The sequence below is a fragment of the Luteococcus struthionis genome, from assembly GCF_048595755.1.
Classification (GTDB): domain Bacteria; phylum Actinomycetota; class Actinomycetes; order Propionibacteriales; family Propionibacteriaceae; genus Luteococcus.
Window position 1 is genome coordinate 366,704 of the sequence record NZ_CP184360.1, and the last position, 15,386, is coordinate 382,089.

A 15,386-nucleotide genomic window follows, 5' to 3' on the forward strand; every position below is an offset into this window, starting at 1 on the left:
AGGGTGGCTCACAGCACCAGCGTCAAGGTGATGGCGGTCACCAAGGCGTTGTTGGCACAGTGCGCCAGCAGGCTCGCCCACAGCGTCTGGTGCCACACGCGCAGCAGTCCCAGCGCAAACCCCAACGGCAGGACGTAGCAGATGACCTGCGGGGAGACGTGCACCAGGGCGAAGACCACGCCGCTGCCCAGCACCGCCAGCCAGGTGCCGCAGCGGGCCCGGATGGCGTCCAGCAGGAAGCGACGAAAGAGCACTTCCTCCACCAGGGGCCCGATGACCACCAGCGCAAGGACCGTGAAGGCCAACAGCAGCGGGCGATCGCCCAGACCGTTGAGACTGCTGCCCGAGGCCCGGTCGGCGTCGCTGGTGGGTGCCAGACCGACCAGGGGTCCCACGGTGGCCGCGAAGAGCGCCGATCCCAGCACCATCACGGGAAGCTCCCAGCACAGGTGCCACAGACTGCGGGCGGCGGGGGTGAAGCCGAGCTCTCGCCACCCCCATCGCAGCCGGCTGCGCACCACCCAGTACAGCCCGACGGTCATGACCAGCACGGCGGCGGCCACGGCGAAGGGCAACAGCTGGCGTGCCACGCCGAAGGCTCGTGCCAGCAACAACCCACCGATCAGCGCGCCCACCGGCACCACCATCCCGAGCACGAAGGCTGCCAGGACGTCACGCCACGTGGGGCCCGGCAGGCGTGTCGGGGTGGACGGCTGGGAGGGACTGGCCACGATCATGGCGACCACCCTAGGGCGGCCCACCGGCCCGGGGCCTCGTGCAATCGACGGCCACCACCCCGACGCGGGTCGGGTCGGCACCCCTTCCAAGGATGGGGCCCCTGCTCGCGGGACCGGCTCGCTCGGGAGCGGCTCGAGCGGCTCAGCCTCCGGTGAAGGGAGGCAGGACGTCCAGCACGTCGGCCTGCTGCGGCCACGGCGCGTCTGCGGCCAGCGCAGCACCGTCGGCCAGGAAGGAGCACCGCTCCAGGACCGTCGCGGCCCCCGGACGCAGCTGCGCCAGCACCTCCCTCACGGTGCCCTGGTGGGCCTGCTGCACGGTCTCCTCGGTCACTCCTGCCGCATGCGCGGCACCGGCGAACCAGCGAATCTGCATCTCAGCCTCCAATGGCATTCATGGGACGTTCGGGTTGGATGAAGTGCAGCCCGAAGCCACCGGCATCGCTGCCATGGGCTCGCGGCTTGGCCCACATCGCCTCGGCCCACAGCTGGGCGATCTCCTCGTCGCTCGCCCCGGCGCGCAGCGGGGTGCGCAGGTCGGTCTCTCGTTGCGAGAACAGGCAGGAGCGCAACTGGCCGTCGGCGCTGATGCGGGTGCGGTCACAGGCCTCGCAGAAGGGTTCGGTGACCGAGGCGACGATCCCCACCGTGCCCAGGGTGGCGCCCTCGGTGGAGAGCACCTCCCAGCGCTGTGCCGGTGCGGGTCCGCGGCCGGGCAGTTCACGAAGCCGATGACGCTGCTCGATGATGCCGCGGATGTCGGCGGCCGAGATCAGGTTCTCGCGTGCCCAGTCGCGGGTGGCGCCGATCGGCATCTGTTCGATGAAGCGCAGCTCGGAGCCTTCGGCCAGGCAGAAGTCCAGCAGGTCGTGCAGTTCGTGGTCATTGATGCCGGCCAGGAGCACCGAATTGATCTTGACCGGGTTGAGTCCGGCCTCGACGGCTCCGCGGATGCCGTCCAGCACACGTTGCAGACCGTCGCGACGCGTCATGGCTGCGTAGGTCTCGGGATGCACGGTGTCGAGCGAGACGTTCACCCGGTGCAGGCCGGCACTGGCCAGCGCCTTGGCCCTCTCGGCCAGCCCGATGCCATTGGTGGTCAGCGCGATCTCCACGTCGGGGTGGGCGACGGCGATGGCCCGGATGATCTGGTCCAGGTCGGGCCTGGTCAGCGGCTCACCACCGGTCAACCTGATCTTGGTGATGCCCAGTTGGCTGATGCCGATGTGGGCCACGCGGGCCAGCTCGTCGGCCGAGAGGATGGTGGCGCGCGGCAACCAGGTCACCCCGGTGGCGGGCAGGCAGTAGGTGCAGCGCAGATTGCACACGTCGGTGACCGACAGGCGCAGGTCCGTTGCCGTGCGCCCGAAGCGGTCAACCAGCTGCCGAGAAGTCACGAGCCACATGCTACGGCCCATTCCGTGTTTTGTCGGATCGGGCCGCTAGGGTGTGGCCCATGCCCCATGCTGCCGTGCTCGATACCGCGCTGGATCCTCGCCGGGCCCGCGACGCCGTGATGACCAGTACCGATGGTGCCTGCGTCCTGTTCGAGGGGGTGGTGCGCAACCATGACCACGGACGCGAGGTGACCGCGCTGGCCTACAGCGCCCACCCCGACGCCGCTCGGGCCATGCAGGCCGTGGTGCAGGAAGTGGAGGAGGAATTCCAGGTCACCGCCTTTGCCGAGCACCGCGTGGGAGACCTGGCGATCGGCGACGTGGCGCTGGTGGCCGCGTGCTCCAGTGCCCACCGGGCGCAGGCCTTCACCGCCTGTGGCGCCCTGGTGGACCGAATCAAGGAACGCGTCCCCGTCTGGAAGAACCAGCACTTCGGCGACGGCAGCAATGAATGGGTGGGGCTGGGTGACTGCTGACATGCCCGCCACGCCCCCCGTTTCAGCGGCACCCGGTCAGTGGCACCGCCAGCGCCGCATCATGGGAGGAGCGGGCCAGGAGCGCCTCGCCCGGGCCCGCGTCCTGGTGGTGGGCTGCGGGGGACTCGGCGCCGGGGCCATCCCGGCCCTCACCGCCGCCGGCATCGGCCAGCTGACCCTGCTGGACGACGACGTGGTCGAGCTCACCAACCTCAACCGACAGACCCTGTTCACCGCCCAGGACATCGGCCAGCCCAAGGTGGAGCTGGCGGCCCGACGCATGCGTGCCCTCTCCCCCGAGGCCACGATCACCGCCCTGGACCATCGACTGACCGGCCAGGACGTCGAGCTGGTCGCCCAGCATGACGTCGTGGTCGACTGCACGGACAAGGCTGCCTCGCGCCAGGCCATCTCGCAGGCCTGCCGCGAGGCCGAGGTCCCCTGGGTCTGGGCCGCGATCGACGGCTGGACCGCCGTGTTGAGCGTCTTCACCCCCGGCGGGGTGCCGTGGGAGCAGGTGGTGCCCAATCCCACCGAGGCTCCCGAACCGCTCGACATCCTCGGGGCGACCCCCGCCCTGGCCGGAGCCTGGCAGGCAGCCGAGACCGTGAAGTTGCTGACCGGCACCGGCCAGCCACTGGCCGGGCGCCTCGCCGTGGTGGACCTGCTGCAGGCCGACATCCGCTTCGTCGAGCTGCACCAGGGCTGAGGGCCGCGGCGCTGCCAGTGCGGGCGGGAAGCCCCTGTCAGTGCGATCATGGAGCCGACGAATCCGCCCCCAACGAATCCGCCCCCAACGAATCCGCACAGTGAAAGGCACGGCATGAGCTTCACCGACCAGCTCCTGGATCCCGCCAAGCGCCCGCAGGTGGTCCAGGCCATCTCGACGGTGATCGACCAGGAGGTCGAGTCCAAGGGTGGCCTGGGTGGCATGGCCCTCAAGACCGCCTACAACAGCGCCAAGAAGATGAAGGACGGCATCGTCCCCAAGGGCACCAATGCCATGCTCCCCGAGATCGCCGCCACCCTGGCGCCCTACTGGGAGGCCAAGGGCGACCAGGACTTCGGCGCCTACCTCTCGAGCCGTTCCGGTGAGGTGGCCGACGCCCTGCTCGCGGTGGCCGACGCCAAGGCGGCCTCACCCGACAATGCGGCCATCGCCAAGGTCTACAAGCCGATCCGGGGCAAGGCCAAGGGCTATGTCGAGGAGGCGCTGCCCCGGCTGGCCGCCGCCATCACCCCCTTCGTGAGCTGAGACCGCCGCTGCCTGCTGCGCGCCGATCCTCCTTGTCCCGGAGGGTCGGCGCGCTTCTCGTTCCAGCGGGAATCCAGTGAGGTAAGACCAATATCGCAAAATGGCGGCCCACCTGCCCAGCCGCAACCATGGCCCGCTAGGGTTGAACCGTTGGTTCGGCCCACGAGAGTGGGCCGTCGCAAGAGGGAATCCGGTGTGAGTCCGGAACTGTCCCGCAGCGGTGATCGGGAACGACACCACCCGTCCGGCCCGCGAGTGATCGCAGGCCGGGAGCAAGCACTGGGCCTGGGCCTGGGAAGCGGTGGCCGAGGAAGGCGCCAGAGATGGCGAAGTGCCCGAGAGTCCGAAGACCTGCCAACGGCGACGTGCCAGCCAGGCGCGAAGCAGGGTGGCGCCCACCCCGAGAACAGTCCTGCAGGGTGTTCCCGGGCATCGTCACCACCAGGAGCGAGCCGAGGAGCCCACACGTCAGGTTGGCCGCCGCGACGCGACCGACGACAACTCTCATCGGAGCAGGAGTCCCATGACAACGACAGAGCCGGATGCCCGCGGGGGCGCAGGTGAGCTGAAGCTCGCCGGCGACTTCGCGAAGCCGGACATGGACCAGTGGCGCGATGCCGTCGCCAAGGTCCTGAACCGCGGGCGACCCGAAGACAAGCAACTCAGCGGTGAGCAGGCCGTTGCCCGGCTGCGCACCACCACCGTGGATGGCATCGAGATCGAGCCCATCTACACCCTGGCCGATGCCCCCGAGCAGCTCGGCGTCCCCGGAGTGGCTCCCTTCACCCGCGGCGCCACCGTGCGCAATGGTGAGATGGACGCCTGGGACGTGCGCGTGCTGCACGAGGACGGCGACGCCGCCTTCACCCGTCAGGCCGTGCTGGCCGACCTGGAGCGTGGCGCCACCAGCGTGTGGCTGCGTCTGGACGAGGACGCGATCAAGGTCGCAGACCTCGAGACCTGCCTGGCCGACGTCCTGCTCGACCTGGTGGCCGTGGAGGTCTCCAGCCGCAGCGACCAGGCTGCTGCCGCCGAGGCCCTGCTGGCCTTCTACGCCAAGAGCGACAAGCCCGTCGCCGACCTGAGCCCGGTGCTCGGGCTCGACCCGATCGGCGTGGCCGCCCTGCAGGGCACCACCCCGGAGCTGGGCGGGCTGGGCGAGTGGGTCAGCAAGCTCGCCGAGATGCCCAAGGGCCGCGCGATCGTCGTGGATGCCACCATCTGGCACAACGCCGGCGCCGGTGACGTCCACGAGCTGGCCTACGCCCTGGCCACTGGCGTCGAGTACGTCCGTGCCCTGGTGGAGCAGGGTGTCAGCGTCGATGACGCCTTCGACACCATCAGCTTCCGGGTCTCGGCCAGCGTCGACCAGTTCGCCACCATCGCCCGGCTGCGCGCCCTGCGCACCTGCTGGGCCAAGATCGGCGAGACCTTCGGGGCCAGCGAGGCCAAGCGCGGTGCGATCCAGCACGCGGTGACCTCGTGGCGCGAGATCACTCGCGACGATCCCTACGTCAACATGCTGCGCGGCACCATGAGCACCTTCGCCGCGGCCGTCGGCGGTGCAGAGGCCGTCACGGTGCTGCCCTTCGACACCGCCTGGGGCCTGCCCGGTGACTTCTCGCGTCGCATCGCCCGCAACACCCAGGTGGTGCTGGCTGAGGAGTCCAACATCGGCCGGGTCAACGATCCGGCGGGTGGCTCCTGGTACGTCGAGACGCTCACCACCAAGCTGGCCGAGGCCGCCTGGACCGTGTTGGGCAAGATCGAGGCTGCCGGAGGCATGGCCAAGGCCGTCGTCGACGGACTGGCCACCAGCGAGCTGGAGCCGGTCATCGCCGAGCGCGCCAAGCGTCTGGCCAACCGCAAGAAGCCGATCACCGGCGTCTCGGAGTTCCCGAACCCCACCGAGAAGGCGATCAGCTTCAAGCCGCGTCCCGAGGCCCCGGAGTACAAGGGGCTGGCCTGGAAGCGCGACTCGGAGGTCTTCGAGGGCCTGCGCGAGGCCGCGGTGACCAATCCGGATGCCAAGGTCTTCCTGGCCTGCATCGGCACCCGTCGCGACTTCGGCGCCCGCGAGGGCTTCGCGTCGAACTACTTCCACGTCGCGGGTCTGACCACCCCCGAGGCGGAGGGCACCGATGCCGAGCAGCTGGCCGCGGCCTTCAAGGAGTCTGGTGCAAAGGTTGCCTGCCTGTGCTCCAGCCCCAAGGTCTACGCCGAACTGGCGCTCCCCGTTGCCAAGGCCCTCAAGGAGGCCGGTGCCGAAACCGTGCTCCTGGCCGGCAACATCAAGGAGACCGGTGATGCATCCCAGGCCGAGGGCGTGATCGACGGAACCGTTGCCATGGGCATGGACGTCGTGAGCACCCTGGGCGACATCCTCGACACGTTGGGAGCCTCCAAGTGAGCACACAGCCCCGTTTCGATTCCGTCCCCCTGGGTGAGCAGGCCATCCCTGCCGACGCCCAGGAGCAGTTCGAGAAGCTGCTCGCCGAGGCACCGGCCACCGAACAGTGGCTGACCCCCGAGCAGATCCCGGTGGAGAACCTCTACACCGAGGCCGACTACGAGGGCCTCGACTTCCTGGAGACCATGCCGGGTCTGGCCCCCTTCCTGCGCGGCCCCTACGCGACGATGTACACCTCGCGTCCGTGGACCATCCGCCAGTACGCGGGCTTCTCGACCGCCGCCGAGTCCAATGCCTTCTACCGCCGCAACCTGGCGGCCGGCCAGAAGGGCCTGTCGATCGCCTTCGACCTCGCGACGCACCGTGGCTACGACTCCGACCACCCGCGTGTGGCCGGCGACGTGGGCATGGCCGGTGTGGCCGTCGACTCGATCCTCGACATGCGACAGCTCTTCGACGGCATCCCGCTCGACCAGATGTCGGTCTCGATGACCATGAACGGCGCGGTGCTCCCGGTGCTCGCCCTCTACGTCGTCGCGGCCGAGGAGCAGGGCGTCAAGCCCGAGCAGCTGCAGGGAACGATCCAGAACGACATCCTCAAGGAGTTCATGGTTCGTAACACCTACATTTACCCGCCGCTGCCCTCGATGCGGATCATCGCCGACATCTTCGCCTTCACCAGCGCGAACATGCCGAAGTTCAACTCGATCTCGATCTCCGGCTACCACATGCAGGAGGCCGGCGCGACGGCCGACATCGAGATGGCCTACACCCTGGCCGACGGCGTGGAGTACATCCGCGCCGGCGAATCCGTGGGGCTGGGCGTCGACCAGTTCGCTCCCCGTCTGAGCTTCTTCTGGGCGATCGGCATGAACTTCTTCATGGAGGTGGCCAAGATGCGCGCCGCGCGCATCCTGTGGGCACGTCTGGTGAACGAGTTCGGCCCGAAGAACCCGAAGTCGCTGAGCCTGCGTACCCACTCGCAGACCTCGGGTTGGTCGCTGACGGCGCAGGACGTGTACAACAACGTGATCCGCACCTGTGTGGAGGCCATGGCCGCCACCCAAGGCCACACGCAGTCGCTGCACACCAATGCGCTCGACGAGGCCATCGCCCTGCCGACCGACTTCAGCGCCCGCATCGCCCGCAACACCCAGCTGTTCATCCAGCAGGAGTCGGGCACCACGCGCGTCATCGACCCCTGGGCCGGTTCGGCCTACGTCGAGAAGCTGACCGCCGAACTCGCCTCGAAGGCCTGGGCCCTGATCCAGGAGGTCGAGGAGGCCGGTGGCATGGCCAAGGCCATCGAGAAGGGCATCCCGAAGATGCGCATCGAGGAGGCTGCGGCCCGCACCCAGGCCCGCATCGACTCGGGCCGTCAGCCGGTGCTCGGCGTCAACAAGTACCAGCTGGAGAACCCCGAGCCGCTCGAGGTCCTCAAGGTGGACAACGCCCACGTGCGTGCCGAGCAGATCGCCAAGCTCGAGAAGCTGCGTGCCGAGCGTGACGAGGAGGCCTGCCAGGCCGCCCTCGAGAAGGTCAGCTGGGCCGCGGCCAATCCCGATCCCAGCGATCCCGAGCGCAACCTGCTCAAGGTCTCGATCGACGCGATGCGCGCCCAGGCCAGCCTCGGCGAGCTGTCGGACGCCCTGGAGAAGGTCTTCGGCCGCTACACCGCCCAGATCCGTACCATCAGCGGTGTGTACTCCAAGGAATCGGAGGGTTCAGGTCAGATGGACGAGGCACGCAAGGCCGTCGAGGCCTTCGAGGAGGCCGAGGGACGTCGTCCTCGCATCATGATCGCGAAGATGGGCCAGGACGGTCACGACCGTGGCCAGAAGGTGATCGCCACGGCCTTCGCCGATCTGGGCTTCGACGTGGACGTGGGCCCGCTCTTCCAGACCCCGGAGGAGGCAGCCGCCCAGGCCAATGAGGCCGATGTGCACGTGGTGGGCGTCTCCTCGCTGGCAGCCGGACACCTCACCCTGGTGCCCGCGCTGCGCGCCGAGCTCGACAAGCTCGGACGACAGGACATCCTGATCGTGGTCGGTGGAGTGATCCCCGAGCAGGACTTCGAGGAGCTGCGTGAGGGCGGTGCGATCGACATCTACCCGCCCGGCACGATCATCCCCGATGCCGTCATCCGACTGCTGGCCGAGCTGCGCAAGGCCATGGATGCCTGATCAGGCTGCCGCCTGATCCCGGTCGGGCGGTCCGAGTTTTCTCGGGCCGCCCGATCCCTGTATTCCCACCCGCTACCCGCCCGAGTCAGAAGGAAGCCCATGCCCCGCAAATTCGACGTACCGGCCCTGGTGGAGGGAGTTCGCGCCGGGTCACGCAGCCACGTGGCCCAGGCCATCACCCTCGTCGAATCCCGCCTGCCCGCCCATCGCCCCCTGGCACGCCAACTGCTGACCGAGCTCGCCTCCGTCGACACCAAGACGGTGCGGGTGGGGATCTCCGGTGTCCCCGGCGCCGGAAAGTCGACCTTCATCAACTCCATGGGCCAGCTGCTGATCGAGAAGGGGCACCGGGTGGCGGTGCTGGCGGTGGACCCTTCCAGCTCGCGCACCGGCGGATCGGTGCTGGGTGACCGCACCCGGATGGGCGAACTGACCCAGCATCCCGACGCCTTCGTGCGCCCCTCCCCCAGCGGCAACCATCTAGGCGGTGTGGCGCGCGCCACCCGCGAGGCGATGCTCGTCGTCGAGGCGGCCGGGTTCGACGTCGTGATCGTCGAGACGGTGGGAGTGGGCCAGTCCGAGGTGGCGGTCTCCGGCATGGTGGACACCTTCCTGATGCTGGCCCTGTCGCGCTCCGGCGACCAGCTGCAGGGCATCAAGCGCGGCATCCTGGAGATCACCGACGTCATCGCCGTCAACAAGGCCGACGGTGACAATGCCGGCGAGGCCAGGGTGGCGGCCCGTGAGCTGTCCATCGCGATGAAGCTGGTCACCCAGCAGTCGGGAGACCGTCGCGTGCCCGTGCTGACCTGCAGCGCCCTGCAGCGGATCGGGCTCGAGGAGGTCTGGCAGGCGGTCGTCGAGCACCGTGACTGGCTGGACGAGACCATCGGGCTGGAGAACCACCGTGCGCAGCAGCAGGTGGTGTGGATGCACTCCCAGATCGAGGCCACCCTGCTCGACTCGATGCGCTCCAACGAGCAGCTGCGCAACCTGCGCGACAGGTTGGAGGACGACGTGCGCCACGGCCGCACCAGCGCCATCGAGGCCTCGGGCGATTTCCTGCGGGAGTTCGCCACCCAGGTACCCCAGATGGACTGGGCGCAGGGCAAGAACGTCCTCTGACCCCCGTCACGACGATTTCAGGCCCCAGACCGTGAGGTCTGGGGCCTGAATCGACTTCCCGCTGGCCGGTCGGCTCAGAGGCTGCCGTTGCCCTGGTTGGCGGCATCCGCGGCCGAGGCCGGGAACTCCTTGAGCGCCTGCTCACCGATCCGGTTCATCATGTAGCCGTCCAGCGCGCCACCCACGGCACCACCGACGATCGGCACGCCCTTGCCCAGCTTGGCCAGGGTTCCCTGACCGACGCTCTTGAGCAGGCGGAAACCGACGGCCTTGTTCACCATCATCATCGCCGGACGCGGCAGGTTGCGCAGCGCCAGAGAGGTGATGCGACCGCTCGCCGTGGTGACGCCGGCCTTGGCCAGGACGTCCTCGGCATTGGAGCCGACCAGGGTGAGCAGCACGGCGGTGCGAATGTTGGGCTGGCTGATGTCGTAGCCGCGCAGCTTGGCGACCGCGGCCGTCATGCGCGTGGCCTGCACGTAGAACTCCAGCAGGTTGGCCGGAATCGCCACCGGCATGGTCAGGAAGCCGCCCAGACTGGTGATCAGACCGCCAGCCGCACCGGAGGTGACGTGGCTGCGGACCACCTTGTTGACGGCCTTGTCCACGTCGCCGCCGGCCTCGGAGAGGGCATCGTCTGCCACCTCGGAGGCGGAGTCGAAGGGCTTTCGTCCGTCGATGCCGATGGCGAGGATGCTCTCGATCAGCTTGGTGATCGCATTGTCGTCGGCCGTCGGATCATTGGCCTGCTCCAGAGCGCTGCGAGCAGTGCTCACGTCGGCCTTCTGCCCCTTGAGGATGTCGAAGAGTCCCATGGCCACGTGCCTCAGTTCCGCTCGGTGTCCACGACGACGCCGCGGGCCTCGAGATCACTCTTGTACTGGTTGCGGACGGCGCGGCCGGTGCGCGAGGGCAGACCGATTCCCCAGCCCAGCAGCAGGCCACCCAGGGCGGCCAGACCGGCGACGTAGTAGATGCGACGCGTGGGATCGATGGTGTTGGGGTTGTAGCTGCGCACGGTGGCGAGCAGCTTGCCCATGTCCCAGATCACGTTGGCGAGCACGGCACCGCCGGCCACCAGAGCGGCCAGACCCAGCAGGATGAAAAGCCATTTCAGAAACTTCATGCTGCGAGAGTAACGGCAGCAGCTGAACCGTCGCTGCCCCTTTGGGCCAGACGGGACGCAGTTTCGCCCACAGCGTCAGGCCCGGGACGCGTGCGGGCACGCAACGGGGGCCGCCCCGAGACGGCCCCCTGCGTCAGTGGTCAGAGCGTCTGTTCGATGCGCTCCAACGCCTTGGTCCAGTGCTCCGTTGCCCACTCCCGGTCGAAATCGGCGGGCAGCTTGTCGTGCGTGATGGTGATCCTGGTCGAGTCATCGCCCTCGGCGGCCACCTGGACGTCCACCAACGTGGCGGAGGCATCGTCGTCGCGGTGCCAGCTGAAGCGGATCTGTTCACCGGCGTGGTAGGTGCGGGTCACGCCGTGCGTGCCGTCGTCGGCCTGCCAGTTCTCACCCTTGTTGCCCAGCATCCCGCCGGGGCCGAGCAAGGCGGCGGTTCCCTCCGGTGTGAGGAGGGCCCTCCAGACGTCATTGAGCGAACGGGACACCTGCCGGCTGACGGTGACGGCGGTGTCCTGCGACGCGCTGGGTGCCTCGCCTGCGATCTGATCGGACATGTGGAGACCTCTTTCTTGCTGCCATAGCAATGTCGAGAAGCCACCGGCCCCGGTCTTGGGAACCGGTGTAGATCGAGCCTAGTGCTCAAACCCTGCCCGTGGAAGGGTTGCCGACCACTTGGTGAACAATGTCACCGGACCCTTGAACCCGCTTTCACAAGGTCTTTTGGTCGATCCGCGCAGGACCGGCGCAGGCCCTTGGTCGCACCCCGTCTCCGCCCGTGGTCCGACGTGCCCGAACCGCCCGGAAGGTAGGCTGTCGGGGTGTTCGAAAGCCCCCGTCGCCTGCGCAGGCTGGCCCCCGTCGTGGGCCTGGCCGTCATGCTGGGCGCGTCGGGCTGCCAGTCGACGGGCACCACCCCACCTGCGCAGACCCCCGGGAGCCCCGCCGCCTCGGCCTCCCCCACCGCGGTGGACCTGACCCGCCCCGGAGCTGCCCGCAAGGCAGTGGACGCCCTGCTGGGCGCCGCCGACGGCCTGCCCGTGATCAAGGTGGACATCACCCGCACCACGGCCACGCTGAGTGCCCTGGACGAGGGAAGAATCGTGGCCTGGCAGTGGCAGGGCGGGCAGGTGCAGCCCGTCGAGAGCGACATCGAATACATCAAGCAGGCCAGCTTCCGGCCCTCCGACTACGAACTGGACGACCTGGGAGCCCTCTTCGACACCGCCGCCACGCTGTCGGGATCGCGTTCCAACCAGCAGCTGCAGATCGTCGAGTACGACCGTGGCGAGGTGCTGATGACCGTCACCACCCGTCCCGAGTCGCGAACGGTCTTCCTGCGCCCCGACGGGACACCCATCAACCAGCTCGACTTCGCCGACGCGAGCGGCTTCGCCGAGGCGATCCGCGACACGGCCCCCGGCACCGCCCCCGTGCTGGCGATGGGCTGGCACCCCGAGACGGGCTTCTGGACCGATCACCGCGGCTCATCGGAGGGGATCGTACGCCGCACCACCCGTCAGGCGCGGCTGCCTGCCTGGCAGGCCGAGCGCAAGGCCGACAGCCAGGCGCCGACCTTCCTGCCCTCGGCCGTGGACCCCGAGGTGCTGGCCCACCAGGTGACTCAGTTGCCGCAGCAGCTCGGCAAGCCGGACGCGACGGTCACCTTCGAGATCTCCCGCCAGCACCAGATGGCCCTGCCGGTGGTGACCTTCGACGTCGACGGGCAGAAGGTGGTCACCACGCTGGGCGGCACCGACATCACCCGCACCGTCGGGGGCTGACCCCCAGCGCAGCCCCCGCGCATTCCCCGGGAACGGGCTGCGGGCCTGCCGAGCGATTGCTCGACAGGCCCGCAGTGTGGTCGGTGGATCAGCGTGGTCGGATCAGGCTTCCAGGTTCTCGCTGGTGAAGGCCTGCTCGCAGACATTGGGATCACCGGTGGTGAAGCCCTTGCCCAGCCAGTTCTGGCGCATCTTGGCCGAACCGTGGGTCCAGGACTCCGGGGTGACCTGACCGGCGGTGCTCTGCTGGATCCGGTCGTCGCCCACCGAGGCGGCGGCATCGGCGATGCGGTTCAGGTCGTCCTGGGTGACGCCGGAGATGATGCCGGTGGGGTCCTGCACGGCGTTCTTGAACCAGACACCCGCGTAGCAGTCGGCCTGCAGCTCCAGGCGAACCTGGGGCGATTCGGGACCGGTCTGGTTGCCTGCCGACTGCACCTTCTGCAGTCGACCGGTCAGGGTCTGGATGTGGTGCCCGTACTCGTGGGCGATGATGTAGGCCTCCGCAGCCTCGCCGCCCTGGGCGCCGAGCTGCTGCAGCAGCTGGTTGACGAACTCGGTGTCGACGTAGACCTTCTGGTCGGCCGGGCAGTAGAAGGGGCCCACCTGGGAGTTGGCCGTGCCACAGGCGGTGTTCACGCTGCCCGTGAAGGGCACGGTGGCGGCCGCCTGGTACTGGCCCTGCTGGAACTGGGTGTTCCAGTAGCCCTGCACGGAGTTCACATAGGCGACCCAGCGGCACTCGCGGTCGGCCTGGATGTCGGCGCCGCTCTGGCAGTGCTCGTACTGGTTGGTGGACTGGCTGGTGTTGTCGGCGCTGCTCGGCATGTTGCCCAGGAGGTCTCCGGGGTTGAAGCCGAAGATCAGGCCCAGGATCATGACGATCAGACCAAGACCGCCGCCCAGTGCCACGCCGCCTCCGCCGCCACCACCGGCGCTCGGCTGCAACTGCGAGCTGTCCAGCTTGGCATTCGGGTTGAACTCCATGGTTGCCCTTCCTCGGCTCCGCCAACGCCCGAACGCCCCGCGGGGCGCACGTTCGTCCATCGACGGATTCAGGGTACCCAACGCCTCCCTGCCGCGCAGGGGCGCCCGGCCGGGCATCGCTCAGGGCGTACGCGTCAGACCCGCGGCCACGGGGTGGCAGGTAGGGGCTCCTGCAGGAAGCTGCCATGATGGATGAATGCGCATCATCGGTATCGGCTCCCCTGGAACCGGGGAACTGGTGCGCCTGCACGTCGATCACGGACAGCATCCGCACCAGCAGTTGTGGCGGCGTGGCCTGGTGATCGCCGAACTGCTCAGCGCCCGGCTCGAGCAGGGCGAGGTGGTCCTGACCGCCCGCGTACTGCCCCGCACCCCCTCGTCGCGGCCCCCGCGGATCAAGCACCGCAGCATGGACCCGGACCTGGCGGTGCAGCCCGACGAGCGCCCCATCGACAACCAGCGGATCGCCGCCTACGCCGTGGTGCGGTCGTCGTGGGGCGTGCTCGGCACCGAATGCAGTGACAAGACCGCCGTGCCTGGCCTGTGGCAGCTGCCCGGTGGCGGCCTGGACCCGGGCGAGTCGCCGTCCGAGGCGCTGATGCGCGAGGTGGCCGAGGAGACCGGCCAGGACGTGCGGATCAACCGGCTGATCGACCTGCAGAGCGACCACTGGGTGGGCCGCGCCCCCAACGGGGTGCTCGAGGACTTCCACGCCCTGCGCATCATCTACACCGCCACCTGTCTGAACCCCACCACCCCGAATGTGGTCGACATCGACGGCACCACCTCGCGCGCGGCCTGGATCCCGCTGCGCAGCTGGCGTTCGCTGCCGTGGACCTCGGGTGCCCGTTCCCTGCTCGACAAACACCTGGACAGCGTCCCCACCTGGTGAACGTCCTGGACGCCACTGCGGCCCCGCTCCATGTTCGGAGCGGGGCCGCAGCGTTCTGTCGTGACCGGATCGTTCAGTCGCGACGGAGGTAGCTGAGCAGTCGCAGGATCTCGGTGTAGAGCCACACCATGGTGACCGTCAGGCCGAAGGCCGCGCGCCAGGACTCGCTGGCCGGGGCGTTCATGGCAATGCCGCGTTCGATGTCGTCGAAGTCGATCACCAGGTTGAACACGGCCAGACCGGCCCCCAGCAGGGCGAAGACCAGACCGATGCCGCCGGAGCGCATGCCCATGTTGATGCCCAGCAGCGCCAGCACGAAGTTGATGAGCATCACGCCGGCGAAGGCCGCGGTGGTGATGAAGACCATGCGGCGCATCTTGCTGCTGACACGGATGTTGAAGAACTTGTAGGCGGCCAGCGTGGCGCCGGCGGCGGCGAAGGTGCCGAGCACGGCCTGCGAGACGATGCCGGGGTACTGGTACTCGAACATGGCCGAGAAGGCACCGATGAAAACGCCCTCGATCACCGAGTAGAAGAGCACCAGGGCGGGATTGATCTTCTTGCGGGCGGCCACCAGCATCACGGTGACGAAGCCCACCAGGGCACTGAGCACCAGGGCCGGCATCATGAGGGCCGGCGGCATGAACAGGAAGGCCACGACGGCCGAGGCCATCAGCGTCAGCATCGTGATGCCGGTCTTGCCGATGACGTCGTCGAGGGTCATCGTCGGCTCGAACTGGCCCGGTTGCTGGAAGTGCTGCGGGGGCTGGCCGTGGGGATCGAAGCCCTGCGGGGCGTGGCCCTGCGGCGGGTAGGGCGCGTAACCCTGCTGGGCGTAGGGAGCCTGGCCACCGTACTGCTGCGGCGGGGCGTAGCCCTGCGGAGCTCGGCGACTGAAGGCGTCGGGCTGGGAGAGAATGGGATTGGCCATGGTGGCGTGGGGTTCCTTCTGGTTCAGGGACGTGCATCCAGTGTATTCAACGCCCCGCCACGCCCCGTCATTCCACGGCGACCCCT

16 protein-coding genes and 1 riboswitch are annotated in these 15,386 nt (G+C 68.7%); of the genes, 8 read left to right on the plus strand and 8 right to left on the minus strand.

Annotated elements, in window-relative coordinates:
• Positions 1–8 precede the first annotated feature (8 nt).
• The 3 genes from ACOAMO_RS01765 to moaA all read right to left on the minus strand — a co-directional run bounded on the left by ACOAMO_RS01765 (position 9) and on the right by moaA (position 2,143).
• Complete coding sequence (locus ACOAMO_RS01765; RefSeq protein WP_420175882.1) at positions 9–737, minus strand: type II CAAX prenyl endopeptidase Rce1 family protein; 729 nt, start codon at positions 735–737, stop codon at positions 9–11.
• 142 nt (positions 738–879) lie between these two features.
• Entirely contained in the window at positions 880–1,113 is a 234-nt protein-coding gene (locus ACOAMO_RS01770; RefSeq protein WP_420175883.1) for a MoaD/ThiS family protein, read from the minus strand.
• 1 nt (position 1,114) lies between these two features.
• Positions 1,115–2,143, minus strand: a complete 1,029-nt coding sequence (moaA, locus tag ACOAMO_RS01775) for a GTP 3',8-cyclase MoaA (RefSeq protein WP_420175884.1) — start codon at positions 2,141–2,143, stop codon at positions 1,115–1,117.
• Positions 2,144–2,193: 50 nt separating this feature from the next.
• Here moaA and ACOAMO_RS01780 point away from each other — a divergent pair, with 50 nt between their 5' ends.
• The 6 genes from ACOAMO_RS01780 to meaB all read left to right on the plus strand — a co-directional run bounded on the left by ACOAMO_RS01780 (position 2,194) and on the right by meaB (position 9,583).
• The gene (locus ACOAMO_RS01780) at positions 2,194–2,610 is read left to right on the plus strand and encodes a molybdenum cofactor biosynthesis protein MoaE (RefSeq protein WP_420175885.1); all 417 of its coding nucleotides are present in this window, start codon (positions 2,194–2,196) and stop codon (positions 2,608–2,610) included.
• Position 2,611: 1 nt separating this feature from the next.
• A complete protein-coding gene (locus ACOAMO_RS01785; RefSeq protein ID WP_420175886.1) occupies positions 2,612–3,319 on the plus strand; it encodes a HesA/MoeB/ThiF family protein in 708 nt (235 codons plus the stop codon).
• A 114-nt stretch (positions 3,320–3,433) separates the two neighbouring features.
• The gene (locus ACOAMO_RS01790; protein ID WP_420175887.1) at positions 3,434–3,865 is read left to right on the plus strand and encodes a DUF6918 family protein; all 432 of its coding nucleotides are present in this window, start codon (positions 3,434–3,436) and stop codon (positions 3,863–3,865) included.
• Positions 3,866–3,999: 134 nt separating this feature from the next.
• Positions 4,000–4,239: riboswitch (cobalamin riboswitch) on the plus strand.
• A gap of 149 nt (positions 4,240–4,388) precedes the next feature.
• Complete coding sequence (gene mutA / locus ACOAMO_RS01795; protein WP_420175888.1) at positions 4,389–6,275, plus strand: methylmalonyl-CoA mutase small subunit; 1,887 nt, start codon at positions 4,389–4,391, stop codon at positions 6,273–6,275.
• Positions 6,272–8,458 (plus strand): methylmalonyl-CoA mutase, encoded by a 2,187-nt coding sequence (gene scpA / locus ACOAMO_RS01800; RefSeq protein WP_420175889.1) that lies wholly within the window; start codon positions 6,272–6,274, stop codon positions 8,456–8,458. The genes mutA and scpA overlap by 4 nt, the downstream gene beginning before the upstream one ends.
• 99 nt (positions 8,459–8,557) lie before the next feature.
• Complete coding sequence (gene meaB, locus ACOAMO_RS01805; RefSeq protein WP_420175890.1) at positions 8,558–9,583, plus strand: methylmalonyl Co-A mutase-associated GTPase MeaB; 1,026 nt, start codon at positions 8,558–8,560, stop codon at positions 9,581–9,583.
• A 74-nt stretch (positions 9,584–9,657) separates the two neighbouring features.
• Here meaB and ACOAMO_RS01810 read toward each other — a convergent pair whose 3' ends face one another.
• From ACOAMO_RS01810 to ACOAMO_RS01820, 3 genes are all read right to left on the minus strand, one after another.
• A complete protein-coding gene (locus tag ACOAMO_RS01810) occupies positions 9,658–10,398 on the minus strand; it encodes an EcsC family protein (RefSeq protein WP_420175891.1) in 741 nt (246 codons plus the stop codon).
• A gap of 11 nt (positions 10,399–10,409) precedes the next feature.
• The gene (locus tag ACOAMO_RS01815) at positions 10,410–10,709 is read right to left on the minus strand and encodes a hypothetical protein (protein ID WP_420175892.1); all 300 of its coding nucleotides are present in this window, start codon (positions 10,707–10,709) and stop codon (positions 10,410–10,412) included.
• 140 nt (positions 10,710–10,849) lie between these two features.
• Positions 10,850–11,263 carry an SRPBCC family protein gene (locus ACOAMO_RS01820; RefSeq protein WP_420175893.1) on the minus strand — a complete coding sequence of 138 codons (414 nt, stop codon included), beginning with the start codon at positions 11,261–11,263 and terminating at the stop codon, positions 10,850–10,852.
• Positions 11,264–11,527: 264 nt separating this feature from the next.
• Between ACOAMO_RS01820 and ACOAMO_RS01825 the strand changes: the two genes are divergently transcribed.
• A complete protein-coding gene (locus ACOAMO_RS01825; protein WP_420175894.1) occupies positions 11,528–12,490 on the plus strand; it encodes a hypothetical protein in 963 nt (320 codons plus the stop codon).
• A gap of 102 nt (positions 12,491–12,592) precedes the next feature.
• Here ACOAMO_RS01825 and ACOAMO_RS01830 read toward each other — a convergent pair whose 3' ends face one another.
• Positions 12,593–13,477 carry a neutral zinc metallopeptidase gene (locus ACOAMO_RS01830; RefSeq protein ID WP_420175895.1) on the minus strand — a complete coding sequence of 295 codons (885 nt, stop codon included), beginning with the start codon at positions 13,475–13,477 and terminating at the stop codon, positions 12,593–12,595.
• Positions 13,478–13,673: 196 nt separating this feature from the next.
• Between ACOAMO_RS01830 and ACOAMO_RS01835 the strand changes: the two genes are divergently transcribed.
• On the plus strand, positions 13,674–14,369 hold the full coding sequence (locus ACOAMO_RS01835) for an NUDIX hydrolase (RefSeq protein WP_420175896.1): 696 nt from the start codon (positions 13,674–13,676) through the stop codon (positions 14,367–14,369).
• 73 nt (positions 14,370–14,442) lie between these two features.
• Here ACOAMO_RS01835 and ACOAMO_RS01840 read toward each other — a convergent pair whose 3' ends face one another.
• Entirely contained in the window at positions 14,443–15,300 is an 858-nt protein-coding gene (locus tag ACOAMO_RS01840; RefSeq protein WP_420175897.1) for a Bax inhibitor-1/YccA family membrane protein, read from the minus strand.
• Between the last annotated feature and the right edge of the window lie 86 nt (positions 15,301–15,386).

Coding starts and splice junctions, on each gene's coding strand:
- ACOAMO_RS01835 (WP_420175896.1), top strand. CDS start 13,674: ATGCGCATCATCGGTATCGGCTCCCCTGGAACCGGGGAACTGGTGCGC.
- meaB (WP_420175890.1), top strand. CDS start 8,558: ATGCCCCGCAAATTCGACGTACCGGCCCTGGTGGAGGGAGTTCGCGCC.
- ACOAMO_RS01780 (WP_420175885.1), top strand. CDS start 2,194: ATGCCCCATGCTGCCGTGCTCGATACCGCGCTGGATCCTCGCCGGGCC.
- ACOAMO_RS01765 (WP_420175882.1), bottom strand. CDS start 737: ATGATCGTGGCCAGTCCCTCCCAGCCGTCCACCCCGACACGCCTGCCG.
- ACOAMO_RS01820 (WP_420175893.1), bottom strand. CDS start 11,263: ATGTCCGATCAGATCGCAGGCGAGGCACCCAGCGCGTCGCAGGACACC.
- ACOAMO_RS01815 (WP_420175892.1), bottom strand. CDS start 10,709: ATGAAGTTTCTGAAATGGCTTTTCATCCTGCTGGGTCTGGCCGCTCTG.
- ACOAMO_RS01810 (WP_420175891.1), bottom strand. CDS start 10,398: ATGGGACTCTTCGACATCCTCAAGGGGCAGAAGGCCGACGTGAGCACT.
- ACOAMO_RS01790 (WP_420175887.1), top strand. CDS start 3,434: ATGAGCTTCACCGACCAGCTCCTGGATCCCGCCAAGCGCCCGCAGGTG.
- mutA (WP_420175888.1), top strand. CDS start 4,389: ATGACAACGACAGAGCCGGATGCCCGCGGGGGCGCAGGTGAGCTGAAG.
- moaA (WP_420175884.1), bottom strand. CDS start 2,143: ATGTGGCTCGTGACTTCTCGGCAGCTGGTTGACCGCTTCGGGCGCACG.
- ACOAMO_RS01785 (WP_420175886.1), top strand. CDS start 2,612: ATGCCCGCCACGCCCCCCGTTTCAGCGGCACCCGGTCAGTGGCACCGC.
- ACOAMO_RS01840 (WP_420175897.1), bottom strand. CDS start 15,300: ATGGCCAATCCCATTCTCTCCCAGCCCGACGCCTTCAGTCGCCGAGCT.
- ACOAMO_RS01770 (WP_420175883.1), bottom strand. CDS start 1,113: ATGCAGATTCGCTGGTTCGCCGGTGCCGCGCATGCGGCAGGAGTGACC.
- ACOAMO_RS01830 (WP_420175895.1), bottom strand. CDS start 13,477: ATGGAGTTCAACCCGAATGCCAAGCTGGACAGCTCGCAGTTGCAGCCG.